The following is a 13489-nucleotide window of genomic DNA, read 5'->3' as shown; positions in this document are numbered from 1 at the left end:
CCGCCCCACCCCGCGCCCTCATCGGCGAAAGTCACCTAGGCGACTGCCTAGGTGAGCCGGCCGGGGCTTAGGCGTCCCGGCCGAGCACGTCGGCGAGTTGGCGGCGCGAAGTGACGTCGAGCTTGCGGAACACACTGCGCAGATGGGCGTCGATGGTGCGCGGGCTCAGGAACAGCCGATCGGCGACCTCCCGGGAGGTCGCGCCGGTCGCCACCAGGCGTGCGATGTTCAGCTCCTGACCAGTCAACAGCTCCACCGCGCCGAGCCCGGCCGGCCGGGCCTGCTCCCCGGCGGCGGCCAGCTCCACCCGGGCCCGCTCGGCGAACCCCTCCGCGCCCACCGCGGTGAACAGCTCATGAGCGGTGCGCAGCGCCTCACGGGCCTGCCCGCGGCGGCCGTCCCGGCGCAGCCACGCGCCCTGGTGCAGCAGGGCCCGGCCGCGCCACACCCGCAGGCCGGCGGCGTCCAACCGGGCCACTGCCTCGGCGTGGAGTTCCGCCGGGTCGTCCGACAGCAGGGCGGCGAGGGCCGCGCGCACGCCCAGCGCCCAGTCGGTGCCCGCCGCGGACGCGTGCCGCGACAGCCGTGCGAACGCCTCCTGGGCAGTGTCCTGCTCGCCGCACCGGACGGCCGCCTCGACGAGCTCGGGCAGGGCGAGGCTGGACGTTCCCAGGTCTCCGTCCGCCACGGCCAGCCGCGCAGAGGCCAGGGCCGCGCGGTGGTCTGCGACGCCGTTGGCGTGTAGCGCCGCCGCCGCGTGGACGGTCGCCGTCAGCATGCCCTTGCGCCGGGCATGCGACTCGGCCAGCACCCGGTCGAACAGGGGCCGCGCCTCAGCGTCCACCCCGCGCACCGCGGCCGCGAACAGCCGACCGTACCAGTGCGGCGGGACGCCGGTCACCTCGGCTATGCCGTCGGCCTCGCTGTTCAACGCCGCCGCATCGAGGAGGTCACCGCGCTGCGCGGCGGCCATCGCCTGCATCCACAAGCCCACCGGCAGGACCATCAGCGTTCCACCGGCGCGCGCGGAGTCAACGGCCCGACCGGCGAGCCGGTCCTCCAAGGCGACGTCCCACAACTCGACGGCGAGCAAGGCGGCCAGCGACAGCCGGCCCGCCCACAACGGGTCGGCCACGTCGGACAGCATCCCGAGCAGCACCGGCACCACCGCGAGGTCGCCGTCGAGGTAGCCGACGAGGGCGTCCAGCAACTCGTCCGCAGTCGAGCGTTCACCGGCCGGTGCGGGCGCCCGCCGGGCCGCCGCCAGGGCGTCTCGCGCCGCAGGGGAGGACCTGCCCACCACCAGACCCGCCTGAAGGGCGTCCAGCAGGTGCGTCCGCGCCCGGCCGGGATCGAGGTCGGCCGCCGCCACCAGGTGGCCGACCGCGTCCGCCGCACCGTCGCCGAAGAACGCCGCACGGCCGCGCAAAAGTTCGGCCTGCACCCGTCCAGTGGCGTCGATCGGGCCGCCCTCGGCCGCCTCGACCAGCGTCAGCGCGCTCTCGAACGAGCCGGCCTCCATCGCAGCCCGCGCGGCGGCGAGACTGCGTTCGGCCCGCAGCCGCGGTTCGGCCGTCAGCCCCGTGGCCTGCTCCAAGAACGCCGCCTCGGCAGCGGCCCCGCCCCGGCGCCGCGCCCGCTCCGCGCAGCGCAGCAGATCGGCCGCTACTTCCTCATCCGGCCGGGACAGCGACTGCGCCCGGTGCCACGAACGCCGATCGGGCGCCGTCAGTGGATCGGTGACCTGTGCGAGCGCCCCGTGCACCCGGCGGCGCTCCGCCGGTGAAGCCGCCGTGTACACCGCCGAGCGCACCAACGGATGCCGGAACCTCGACTGCCCGCCCAACTCGATCAACTCGCTCGCCTCGGCCTCCGGCCCCGCTTGTGGCCCCACCCCCAGCAGATCGGCCGCCCGCCACAACAGGCCAGGGTCACCCAGCGGTTCGGCGGCCGCCACCAGCAGCAGAACCCGGGCGTCCTCGGAGAGCCGGGACACCTGCTGCTGATAACTCTGCTCGATCCGGCTGGCCGGGGAGACCGGCGTCGGCAGCCCGAAACCGCCCGCCAGCACGGCGGGCCCGAGCCGGCGCGGCAACTCCAGCAACGCCAGCGGGTTACCGCGCGCCTCGGCCAGAATCCGCTCCCGCACCTGGTCGTCCACGGGACCGAGCAGACTGGACGCCAGCAGCCGACGCGCCACCTGATCGGACAACCGGGGCAGCGTCAGCACTGGCAGCCCCTCCAACTCCGCGATGACGTGCGCGTCACGCACCCCGAACACGAACGCCACCGACTCGTTCGCCACTCGCCGCGCCACGAAGGCCAGTGCCTGGGCCGACGCCCGATCCAGCCACTGCGCATCGTCCACCACGCACACCACGGACTGCTCCCGGGCAGCATCCGACAGCAGCCCCAACAGGGCCAAACCGACGGCGAATCGACTCGGCGTGCCTCCCTCGCCCAGCCCCAGCGCCACCGCCAGCGCGTTCCGCTGCGCGGCGGGCAACCCCCCGATCCGCTCGTGCAGTGGGCGGGTCAACTGGTGCACGGCGGCGTACGCGAAGTCAGCCTCGAACTCAGCCCCGTTCACCCACAGCAGCCGCACACCCGACAATCCGTCAGTGACATGGCGCAGCAACGTCGTCTTGCCGATGCCCGCCTCACCACGCACGACCGCCGCCCCGCCCCGACCTGCCCGCGCACCGGCCAACAGGTCGACGAGGACAGCACGTGCAGCAGGCGGTATGTACTCAGAGACGGTCGCAGAAGCCACCCCGGAATCATGCCATGCCACTTGACCTTGGCTTTTTCTCTCAGCCCGTACGACGGCCCAGGTGCCCGCTTCCAGGGCGTGGGCGAGGACCAGCAGTGCCAGGCGGGCGTTGCTGTCCGGGTAGGGGTGGATGAAGGCGATGTGGAGGTACGCCCTTGCCGCGCGGGCGGGCAGGGGGACCGAGGGGTCGGCGCTCTGGCGCAGGCAGGCGGCGAAGTCCTGCCAGGTGCGGGGCGTGAGCCCGTATCGTTCCCGGCCGCCCTTGGCGAAGGCGTCGCCCTGAGGCAGATGCACCTCGTTCACACCGAGGACCAGGTTCTGCCAGCCGGCGAAAAGGGTCGGAGTGAGCGGCTCTCCCCGTGAGGCTGCGGCGCGGGACAGGGTCATTGCGGCGAGCAGCCGGTCGGCGCGGGCCGGGTCGCGGCGGCGGACCGGACCGCCGAACCAGGCGGCGATCAGCCCAGCCGGCGCAGCGCCCCGTGCAGCCGACGGGCGTCGCGCAGCCGCTGCTCGTACGTGGCGCCGAGCGCCAGCTGCAGGACCCCGGCCGCGGCCAGCGGCACCCAGCGAGGGAGCAGACCGAGCACCTGCACCACCGTGGGGGCCAGTTCGTGCCCCGCCACCAGCACCAGCACCCCGCCGCCCAGCACCAGCGGGCACTGCAGCCGCAGCCGCACCCCCAGCACCGTCACCACCAGCGCCGCGACGCCAAGCAGCAGCGGCCGCAGCCAGTACCCGTCCAGGAACAGCGCCCACAGGCTGGGCAGTAGCCCGACCGCCAGCCCCGGACCGTACACCGGCCAGGAGCCGAGGCCCTCCTCCGCGAACCGCCCGCGCCGCAGATGGCCGAAGACCAGGGCGGCCACCGCCAGGCTCAGGCTGTACGCCTCGGGTGCGTGGACGTCCGCCAGCGCCAACCAGAGCCAGGAGGCCGCGATCAGCAGCGCGACCCCGACCGCCGGGGCGCTGCGCCGCCGGTCCGCCCGCAGGCCGACACCGAGCGCGGCGGCCCCGGTCACCGCCAGCTCGAAGGAGAGCCGCCCCGGCACGTCCGCGCTCAGCAGCAGCACGAGCGCCGCCATGCCGTAGCCCGCGAACTCCACGGCGGCAGGGACGGCCGAGTCCGTACGCGCCGCGAGCCTCGCCGCCACCGGCGCGGTGGCGAGGGCGACCGCGAGCACCGCCAGCAGGTGATCCGGCCGCTCCAGACCCGCCGTGACGGCGACCGCCGCCGCCTCCCCGCCCAGCGCGGCCACCGCCAGCACGGCGGTGACGGCCGGTGCCGGACACCCCCGGACGGTCAGTGCGACGGTGAGCCCCGCCGCCAGAGCCAGGACGACGATCGTGGATGGGCGGTTGGCGAGCGCCCACAGCAGCGCCAGCGTGCCCGAGAGGATCACGCCGGCGATGAGCGCCGCCCGCACCGGGAGGAACCAACCGCCCACCAGAGCCAGCGCGGTGACGAACCCGACCGCCATCACGGGCGACAGCCCGAACGCCACCGGCAGCAGCGCCAGCGCGAAGGACGCGACGGCCGACAAGGCCGCCTCCGCCCCGGCGGTCGCGGACCCCCTCAGCCCGAGGAGGTGTACCGCCACCCCGGCGGCCACCAGCAGCCACAGCGCGGTGAGCGCGGCGGCCGGGGTCGACTGGCTCCCCTGTACCGCCCGGGTGCCCTCCCAGGCCGCCTGCCAGTGCGCGGCGGGCTCGACCACCCCGGGGAACAGCTGCGCCAGCGAGGCCGCCGAGGTGACGAGCAGCACCGCGCCCGCCACCGTCAGCAGCCCGACCGGGACCACCGGGCTGTCGAGCGGGCGCCGCCGCAGCCGGGCGGCGCCCGCCACCGCGAGCAGCACCGCCGGGACGGCGAAGCCCACCGCGCCCCAGCCGCCCGGGAGCAGCGCGGCGAGCGTCCCGCCGCCCGCGGCCACCGCCGCCGCGCCCGCCGCCTGGGCGGCGATCCGGCGGCCGGTCAGGCCGAGGCCTGCGCGGATTCCACCCCGGCCCTGGCGGAGACTTGCTGAGGCCATGACATAACCCGGCGGGGGAGGCTGCCGTGTGCCCTGGCCGCCCTGCTCGACCGTCGGTCGGCTTGCCTTCGGCGGAAACATCATCGAGACCGGCACCGACACCTACCGCCCCGCCACCACCCGCGCCCGCCGAGCAGCAGGACGCCGTCCGAGGATCGCAGCCAGGGGGCATCCCCGGTTCCGGTCGACAGGCGCCGAGGCAGCCCCCTCAAAGGCTCGATTCGCTTGAGCACGAGAGCTGACCGAACACATGGGCCACCCAGCTGTCGAGCTGGATGCCGAACTCCCGAGCTGAAGCGATGCCCGAGGCCGGAAGGGCGCTGGCGTCGTCCATGCCGACGACGTAGTCGACATCGGCCCAGCCGCCACGGAACAGCGCCACCGACAGCTCAGCCTCCGCCGGGCCCGAGACGAGCACACCAACCGCGTCAGGATCGTTCACCAGCGACCTGTTTACCTCAAGTCGCTGAGGCCATGGCGCCGTTTCATCACGCCAGGTCACCCGACCCACTGTCAGGCCTGCAGCCCGCCACCCCGGCGCCCGATCAGTTAGTTCCGCAGCCGCCTCATCAAGATCAATCACTCGTTCCATGGACAGATCATGGCCCATACCCAGTGCCCTCACCGGCGCCCGCGGCCTTGGTCGCTTCGGTCGCTGCCGCCCCAGCGGCCAGGGTCGTCCCCAGCCACCTCGCCGACGCCTGGACGGCGAACTGGCCGTTGCTCGGTCCGCCGGCCCTGTGCTCGTTGCCCGCCGCCAATGGGCTGAGCAGTTCCGCATCGGTATCCCTGTCCAATGCCCCGGGGTACGGCTGGAGGACGTGGACGCTTATCCCCTCAGATGACTGTTCAGCCAAGCGAGGACAGGCCGCCGTTCCGCGTGCGCGACCACCAGATCACCCGCTGCGCCGACCAGTCGCTCACCGGGGTGAGCCGCCCACACCGGCAACCGAGTCGTGGATGCGCTGACCGTCCACGCGGCCGCCATGGACCATCTGGCCTTCCGGTTCGCCCTGATCGAGACGGTATCGAGCCCTACCGGCTGGCCGCCACCGAAGCCGAGCACCAGCCTGGCCGCTGAGGCGCAGGGCCGGCAGCGGAAAACCGGCTGCCGATGTGACGCGATGTCACGGCTGTCCGCCGAGCCCGAGCTTCTTCACCCCGAACGGGGAGAAGATCATATGGGCGGCCCAGCCGTGGTGGATGAGAGCGATCTGGGAAGGTACTGGCGTCACCGGATAGATGGCCTCGCCCCGTGACCAGTTCGCGAGCAGGCCCTCGGTGGTGTCGACGGCGGAGATGACCATCGTCACCTGAAGATTCCCGTCGCCCCATGTGTTCCACAGGGCCCACCCTTCGGGCCGGGCCTCGACCCCGAGGCGGGCGCACGCCTCCTCATAGGTCTCCTCCATGCCGTCCGGCATCGCCCCGGGACGCAGAATCACCACGCCCGCGAGCTTCAGCTCGGGGCGATCCGCCTCATCGTCGAGGCAGCCGTCCCCTGGAAAGTGGTAGTGACGAAGCCCCCGGGCCAGCGCGTTCACCGCCCGCTGCAAGCGCGTCGCGTCCTCTGCTTCGGGCTGATACGAGAGCCAGCCTTCGGCCGAGGCAGCGCCTGCGACCACGTTGGCGAGCCGTTCTATCTCTCGCAGGTGGTCGAGTTCGGAGAGTTCAGGTCGTGTCATGGTGGTCAGTCTTGCAGCGGCGCATTGGCCGGGGCATCCCAGTTCCATGCGCCTTGGGCGCGAAACCGGGCCTTCGCCGGCCGGGCTGAACCCGTCAGGAGGCTCTCGGACCTGGCCGTGCGGGAGAGCGCGCTGCATATCAGGCGCGCGCAGAACAACCCTGAGCGAACCTTCCTGTCTTTCAACGGCAAGAGCAGCCATTGCATCGCCTCATCGACCGTGCCGAGCAGGACGAGACCGCAAGGTCGCGATAGCCACCTGCAACGAGGTCTGGTGCGACTACTCCGGTTCCCACTGGGGAGAACATCTGCCGACACCATCGACACGCGTGAGTGCTCTCAGTTCTCGTCGACATGTGACCCGCGATCTACAACGAACCGCTGCCAGCACTCGCCAACAAGTGCTCTTCATCCTCACCTCCACAGCCAGCAGCCCAACGAGCGAACCCGTCAGCCGTCACTCCGACCCGGTTTGGCCACCGCCGCCTCGCAGCTTGCTCGGTGGCACGCCGTACGCGGAGCGGAAGGCCCGGCTCAGGTCTGCCGGGTGTCGGAATCCCCAGCGGAGGGCGATGGCACCGATCGTCCGGTGGCGCTGACTCGGATCGGTGAGGTCGGCGCGGCACCGTTCGAGCCGGCGACGGCGGATCGTCGCGCCAACCGTCTCGGGCCGGCTCCGGAAGACCTGGTGCAGGGTGCGCACCGAGATGTGGTGGTGAGCGGCGATCGCGGCGGGGTCCAGCTCCGGGTCTGCGAGGTTGTGGTCGATGAACGCGTCGACACGCGCGAGAAGTACCTGCTCGCGGGTCTCCACGGGCAGCAGGTCGTCCGCGTCCAGCAAACCAGCGAGGTAGGCGGCGGCCAGGTCGACGCCGATGGCTCCCGTCCGGCGCAGCTCCGCGGGCCCGCCGTGGCCGACGGAGCTCAGGAAGCCGGACAGGAACTGCCCGAGTAGCCAGCCGGCGGGTGAACGGGTGGCGAGGGACGCACCCAGGAGCCGGTTCATCCGGTCTCCGGGCAGCGGCAGGGAGGTCCTGGGCAGCACCATCAACGCGACCCGATGCCGGCGGTGGTCCCGGGAGAAGAAGTCGGCTGCCATCGGATAGGACGTGGAACACAGGGCGAGGCTGCCGGAGGTCAGGTGGACCGTGCTGCGGGACTGCTCCAGTTGGATCGGGCTGCCCTGAACCAGGATCAAGAGGTACTGCTCCGGGTCCAGCCGCCGGATCTGCGTGGGCGTGCGTGTGGCGGTCAGCGGGGTAAAGCTGAACTCCGCCACGCGCATGCCGGGCAGCTCCGCCATCCGGGCCTTGCCCGCGAAGTCGCTCGTGTGCTCGTTGCGGAGCTCCACGGGCATGACGTCGCTCTCCATCATGCACCGCCACCAGTCCAGCCGGTCCCGTGCCGGCACTGCGTCGGTGGACAGCGACACCACGGGACCGCCGTGTTCGGTTGTCAAGGCCACACAGAGATAGTGGGCCAGCCACTCCACCATGGACAGGCCATTGTCGGCCAGAACGGGCCGTCAGCTGCGCTCGGTGACAAGGAAGTCCGCACTGTTTGCCAACGACGGGTGAGCTCGGGCGAGGCCACGATGACTCCAGCACACGGGTACTTCACGGACAGTTCCCGACCACGAGAGGTGACACCGTGCCGGAGCACTACGTACAGCGACCTGTTGCGCCGAGGAGGATCATCGCCGCGCTAGTCCTGACCCTCCTTGCCTTGGTGGGCGCGACGAGCACCGCCACCGCCCAGGCCCCCGCGACTTCCAGCTTCACCGCCCAGGCTTACGCCCTTGGGCTTACCCCCGTCCAAGCGACGAGCCTTCAAGCCCGGGTCGACACCTACCTCGCCCGGACCGGCGGCACCCAGGTCGCGGCTGACAGGATCCTGCTGCCCGGCGGCGGGGAACTGCGGCTGGCCCTACCCGGGGAACGACAACCCCGCGACCTCGCCGCCAGCGGAAACGCACCGCTCGCCTCCCTTGCCTGCCCGTACACCTGGGTGTGCGCGTACAGCGCCCCCTACTACGAGGGCGACGTCCTGATGCTCTACACCTGCAACAAGCTGAACCCCGTGCCGTGGTACGGGACCGGTTCCTGGATCAACAACCAGCGGTCCGACCTGCATGCCAAGTTCTACGACCACGGTGGCAACCTGGGTTGGACCTCACCCGGCGGCTACAGCTCGGATCCCACCGCACCGTGGGACTGGGTCGGCTACCTCAGCCCCTGCTGAGCACGTACTACCCCGGCTCGGTCCGGCTCGACGGGCCGAGCCGGGGTAGGTGCCACGCCCCGTCGTGGCCCAAACGATCCTGTCGGCCGCTACCCAAAGTGCGGGCCTCGCCTGGCGGTCCGGCCCGGCCGGGCAGTTGGCCGATCCTGGCCGGCGGCTGTTCGGGGACGGCTTGAGCATTGGGGCCGTCCCGAGACACCGACGTCATGTCCATGAGGTTCCGTCAGTTCGTTCCTGAGGGGGATCAGTGACAGGGATTGTCGAGATCGCGGTGGGGTGGCTGGCCGCTTGGGCCACTCGCAAGGTCCGGCGGGTGGCGGGGCGGGCCGATGCCGAGTTCGACCACGCCACGGACACGGCCATGGACCACCTGCACGAGGTGATCGGCCGCAAACTCGGCCAGGACCGGGCGCTGGCCAAGGTCGACGAGGAGGTCGAAGCCGGCACGGAGGAACTCACCCCCAGCACCCGGCAGTGGCTCCAGCTCGCATTGCAGGACGCCATCGACAACGACCCCGAGTTCGCCAAGCTGCTGCAAGAAGCGGTGGGCCGCCTGCAAGCGGAGGAGGACGAGCCGGGCAACGCCGACGGCACCACGCTGAGCGGCAACACCTTCTCGGGACCGACCGCGATCCAGACCGGCGCGCACGGCACACAGACCAACACCTTCCGGTAGCGGCATGAGGGGCTCGCATTCGCAGCCACCGGAGCAGGGCGCGGTGGCCGGGAACACCTTCGACGGCCCGGCCGCCGCCCAGACCGGCCACGGCGGCACCCAGGTCAACCACTTCCACGCCTCACGCCCCACCAAGAGGCGGCGTACCGTCGTGGTCTTGTCCATCGTCGGGGCCGTGGCCGTGCTCGTCGGCGCCGTGCTGGCGGTCAGGCTCGCCGGTACGGGCTCCGCCGCGCCGGCTGCTTCGCCGAACGGACTGTCCCTGCCGTCCGATCTGAATTTGCCGTCCTCGTCCTTGCCCGGATCCCCGGGCACCGCGGCGGTGACGCCTTCGGGCGAGGTCGCGAGCCCGTTGTCCGCTTCGGGCCCGGCGGCGCCTGTCCCGACGTCGGGGCGGACCGCGCCCTCGTCCCCGGCCGGCGGCGTGCCCCCGGCAGCGGCGGCCGTACCGGATGGCCCCACCGTGGCCGCGACCGGCGCCCACCTGTACCGGATCACGCCGGGCCATACGGCCGTCGAGGAGTACACCGGCAAGGACGGCGCGTGGGCGAAGGTCCGCGGCGCCGCCAGCGGCATCTTCACCAGCGCGACGACGCTGTACGCGACGGACCCGGCTTCCGGTGACATCGAGCAGTACGACCGTGGGCGCGGCACGTGGACGCGGATCGGGAATCCGGGAAGCGGTTTCGCCGCCACCGGCGACCACCTGTACGGGCTGAGCGTCGATCACCACGGCGTCTTCGAGTACACCGGCGCCGGGGACAGCTGGAAGCAGGTCCGCGGTGCGACCGACCGCATCTTCACCAGCGCGACGACGCTGTACGCGACGGACCCGGCCTCCGGTGACATCGAGCAGTACGACCGTGGGCGCGGCACGTGGACACGGATTGGGTATCCCGGGAGCGGCTTCGCCGCCACCGGCGACCACCTGTACGGAGTGAGCGCCAACCACTTCGGCGTCTTCGAGTACACCGGCGCCGGGGACGGCTGGAAGCAGGTCCGCGGTGCGACCGACCGCGTCTTCACCAGCCGCACCACCCTCTACGCGACCGACCTGACCACCGGCGACATCGAGCAGTACGACCGTGGACGCGGCACCTGGACCCGCATCGGCGGCCCCGGCGCCACCTTCGCCGCCACCGACGACCATCTCTACGGCGTCAGCCCCGACCACTCCGGCGTTTTCGAGTACACCGGCGCCAACGGCGCCTGGACCGAGATCGGCGGCCCGGTCGCTCCCTGACACCGGTCACCGGCACGGCCTGAACACGTGAGCGGAGCCCGCAGCCATCGACGTGCGCCCGGACCGGCGGAAGATGCCGCCGCCCGGTCCAGGCCGCAGCGCGTGCGGCGGCCACCACCGCAGGTGGTGGGTGAACCGGTGACAGGCGGTCAGACCAAGGGGCGCGTGGCTGGAGCCGGACCGGAACCGCTCCTACCGGCGCCTGCTCGCCTACGTCGTCGCTGGCGGAACCCTCGACGGCCCCGCCGACCGCACCGGTCTCGGCGACGACCCCATGTTCCGGCCCGGCGCGTGGCTGCGCACGCAGGACAAGGCACGCACCGACCGGAAGTTGAGCGAGCAGCAGACTGCACCCTGGTGCTTTACCGGCACGACGGCGGCGAGCTCATAATGCCCGCCGGCCACGTGAGCGCCCCGCTGCGCCACATTGCCGAGAGACCTTCCGGCTGTGGCGGGTACGCGGCGAGGTGCGGATGGACCTGGAGACCACCGCCCGGCTGTACGATGCGGCGGCGGTGAACAGCAGGACCGGTCCGCGGCGGCTGGGGGCCGGGGCGGGTGCGGGGGCGGGGGCAGGGTGGGTGGTGTGCGAGGGCTGGGGTGCGGTGGGTTCGTCCTTGGCGAGGAAGGTCAGGTGGAAGCCGAGGAGGAGGTGGGAGAGGACCGCGGCGGTCACCCAAGTCACCCGCCCACAACCAGCGTGAGCACCCCGACGAAGTCGCTCCTGCCGGCCCGTCAGCCCTGGCGGCCGGGCAGCATCGCCAGAGCCTGCGAGCGCTGGGCGACGAGATCGTCGTAGGTACCCTCGCGCTCGGCCCAGCGGTGCCCGAGGACGCCCTTGACGAGGATTTCGCGCGGGGTGGGGTCCTGGGAGAGCAGGTCCATGACCTCGGTGGCGAAGTCGTCGAGCGGCAGCGCGTGCGGGTTCACCTTCTCCTGGCTCGCCGTGGCGACGGCCGGGGGGACCAGCTCGACGACACCGACGCCGGTGCCGTCGAGCTGCGCGCGCAGTGCCTCGGAGTAGGCGTGCACCCCGGCCTTCGATGCGGCGTAGCTGGGCATGGGTGGGAAGGGCAGGAAGGCGATGCCGGAGGTGACGGTGACGAAGGTGCCGGCACCCCGCCGGATCAGGTGCGGGGTGAAGGCGTCGACGACCCGGATGGTGCCGAGCAGGTTGGTGTCGACCGTCGTCGCCGCCGCCTCGAAGTGCGCGGGGTCGCGCAGGTCCTCCAGCAGCATGACGCCGGACATCGTCACCACGGTGTCCAGCTCGGGGTAGCGGGCGAGCGCGGCGTCGCGGGCGGAAGCGACGGAGGCACTGCTGGTCACGTCGATGCTGATCGTGCCGAAGCCTTCTTCGGCCAGTTCCGTGAGTGCCTGCGGGTTGCGGCCGCCGATGGCCACGGTGCTGCCCGCCGCAGCGAACCGCCGGGCCAGCTCTCGCCCGATGCCCGAGGTTCCGCCGACGACGAGAACGGTGCGGTTGGAGAGATCCACAAGATCTTCCCTTCGATCCAGGGCGCCGCCGGGGTTCAGGCCCGCGGCGCCGACAGGTGGTGCTCCCGTCTCTTTCAAGGCGGTGCTCTCGCAGTCTTGACGGCAGGAGCCCGGCGCGGCAGGGCCCCGGTCTTCCCTGGTCCTGACAGGGCCCCCTCTGGGACACGCGCGCAGCACTACGGTGTCGGTATGAAGGATGAGGGTTCCGGCAACCAGCTCGGCAGCTACCTCCGTGCCCGCCGTGAGCTGGTCTCCCCGGCACAGGCGGGACTGCCGCCAGGCGGCAACCGCCGCGTTCCCGGCCTGCGCCGTGAGGAAGTCGCCCTGCTCGCCGGACTCAGTCCCGACTACTACCTGCGCCTGGAACGCGGCCGGGACAAGAAGCCCTCACCGCAGGTCCTCGAATCACTCGCGCGCATCCTCCAGCTCGATGACGTCGAACGGACGTATCTGCTCGGCCTCGCGGCGGCACGCCCCAGCGCGCCGCGTCGCAAGCGGCCCGAGCACGTACCGGCACGGGTGCACGAGTTGCTCGCCCACCTGCAGATCCCCGCGTTCGTAGAAGGGCGCGCGTTCGACGTCCTGGCCTCCAATCCCATGGCGGTCGCGCTCTCCCCACGCCTGCGGCCCGGCCAGAACCGGCTTCGTTCCCTCCTCCTCGATCCCGAGGAACGAGCCTTCCACCAGGACTGGACCAAAGCCACCGCCGATTTCGTCGCCGCCCTGCGCACCACCATCGGCGACGACACCGACAACGTCCGGTTCGTCGAACTCGTCGGAGAACTCGCACTGTCCAGCCAGCGGTTCCGCACCCTGTGGGCCCGCCACGACGTCCGCACCCTCGACGGGGGCACGACAACGGTCCACCACCCCGTCGTCGGCGAGCTACACCTGCACCGCGACAAACTCCCCGTCGACGACGTCATCCTCGTCGTCTACTACCCCGACAAGGACAGCGACAGCGAGGAGAAACTGCGGCTCCTCGCCTCGCTCGCACACACCGAGCCCGCCCGCACAGCACACGACAGAACAGCGCACTCCCGGCGCCCGAAGACACCCTGACATGATCGCCCTCACCGACGACCTTGGCGAAGGCGTCGTCCTGAGGCAGACGCACCTCGTTCACACCGAGGACCAGCTGTGATTGCGGCGAGCAGCCGGTCGGCGCGGGCCGGGTCGCGGCGGCGGACCGGACCGTCGAACCAGGCGGCGATCAGCCCAGCCGGCGCAGCGCCCCGTGCAGCCGACGGGCGTCGCGCAGCCGCTGCTCGTACGTGGCGCCGAGGCGCCGTGGAGAAGGCGGCCTGGGCAGTTCAGCGGCACACCCGCGACCCTTGGCGAGGCC

Annotated in this window: 10 protein-coding genes; 4 read left to right on the top strand and 6 right to left on the bottom strand. The window is 72.0% G+C overall.

All coding sequences use genetic code 11. The features are described from left to right. Positions 1–67 precede the first annotated feature (67 nt). The 5 genes from HS99_RS27430 to HS99_RS27410 form a co-directional block, all read right to left on the bottom strand. Positions 68–3076 (bottom strand): AAA family ATPase, encoded by a 3009-nt coding sequence (locus tag HS99_RS27430; RefSeq protein ID WP_198549611.1) that lies wholly within the window; start codon positions 3074–3076, stop codon positions 68–70. A 152-nt stretch (positions 3077–3228) separates the two neighbouring features. Beyond that, positions 3229–4803, bottom strand: coding sequence for an SCO7613 C-terminal domain-containing membrane protein (locus HS99_RS27425; RefSeq protein ID WP_051835619.1), 1575 nt, complete (start codon positions 4801–4803; stop codon positions 3229–3231). 208 nt (positions 4804–5011) lie between these two features. Next, positions 5012–5245 (bottom strand): hypothetical protein, encoded by a 234-nt coding sequence (locus HS99_RS47080; protein WP_232543189.1) that lies wholly within the window; start codon positions 5243–5245, stop codon positions 5012–5014. A gap of 685 nt (positions 5246–5930) precedes the next feature. Beyond that, entirely contained in the window at positions 5931–6488 is a 558-nt protein-coding gene (locus tag HS99_RS27415) for a hypothetical protein (RefSeq protein WP_141763834.1), read from the bottom strand. A 456-nt stretch (positions 6489–6944) separates the two neighbouring features. Next, entirely contained in the window at positions 6945–7952 is a 1008-nt protein-coding gene (locus tag HS99_RS27410; protein ID WP_232543188.1) for a helix-turn-helix domain-containing protein, read from the bottom strand. A 260-nt stretch (positions 7953–8212) separates the two neighbouring features. Here HS99_RS27410 and HS99_RS27405 point away from each other — a divergent pair, with 260 nt between their 5' ends. The 3 genes from HS99_RS27405 (at position 8213) to HS99_RS27395 (ending at position 10647) form a co-directional block, all read left to right on the top strand. Next, complete coding sequence (locus tag HS99_RS27405; protein ID WP_051835620.1) at positions 8213–8728, top strand: hypothetical protein; 516 nt, start codon at positions 8213–8215, stop codon at positions 8726–8728. 247 nt (positions 8729–8975) lie between these two features. Beyond that, a complete protein-coding gene (locus HS99_RS27400; protein WP_030557029.1) occupies positions 8976–9404 on the top strand; it encodes a hypothetical protein in 429 nt (142 codons plus the stop codon). A 4-nt stretch (positions 9405–9408) separates the two neighbouring features. Further along, positions 9409–10647 carry a hypothetical protein gene (locus HS99_RS27395; RefSeq protein WP_141763833.1) on the top strand — a complete coding sequence of 413 codons (1239 nt, stop codon included), beginning with the start codon at positions 9409–9411 and terminating at the stop codon, positions 10645–10647. 735 nt (positions 10648–11382) lie between these two features. Here HS99_RS27395 and HS99_RS27390 read toward each other — a convergent pair. Continuing rightward, entirely contained in the window at positions 11383–12144 is a 762-nt protein-coding gene (locus tag HS99_RS27390) for an SDR family oxidoreductase (protein WP_030555790.1), read from the bottom strand. Between the two features lie 189 nt (positions 12145–12333). Here HS99_RS27390 and HS99_RS27385 point away from each other — a divergent pair, with 189 nt between their 5' ends. Beyond that, positions 12334–13206 carry a helix-turn-helix transcriptional regulator gene (locus tag HS99_RS27385; protein WP_030555792.1) on the top strand — a complete coding sequence of 291 codons (873 nt, stop codon included), beginning with the start codon at positions 12334–12336 and terminating at the stop codon, positions 13204–13206. The last annotated feature ends 283 nt before the right edge of the window (positions 13207–13489 follow it).

It is taken from the genome of Kitasatospora aureofaciens, assembly GCF_001188955.3.
GTDB lineage: Bacteria > Actinomycetota > Actinomycetes > Streptomycetales > Streptomycetaceae > Kitasatospora > Kitasatospora aureofaciens.
The sequence above is the reverse complement of the archived record's forward strand: the minus strand, read 5'-3'. Positions and strand labels throughout refer to the sequence as shown.

Excerpts from the sequence above, each read along its gene's own strand:
- HS99_RS27395 (WP_141763833.1), top strand. The coding sequence starts at position 9,409 with ATGAGGGGCTCGCATTCGCAGCCACCGGAGCAGGGCGCGGTGGCCGGG.
- HS99_RS27425 (WP_051835619.1), bottom strand. The coding sequence starts at position 4,803 with ATGGCCTCAGCAAGTCTCCGCCAGGGCCGGGGTGGAATCCGCGCAGGC.
- HS99_RS27415 (WP_141763834.1), bottom strand. The coding sequence starts at position 6,488 with ATGACACGACCTGAACTCTCCGAACTCGACCACCTGCGAGAGATAGAA.
- HS99_RS27385 (WP_030555792.1), top strand. The coding sequence starts at position 12,334 with ATGAAGGATGAGGGTTCCGGCAACCAGCTCGGCAGCTACCTCCGTGCC.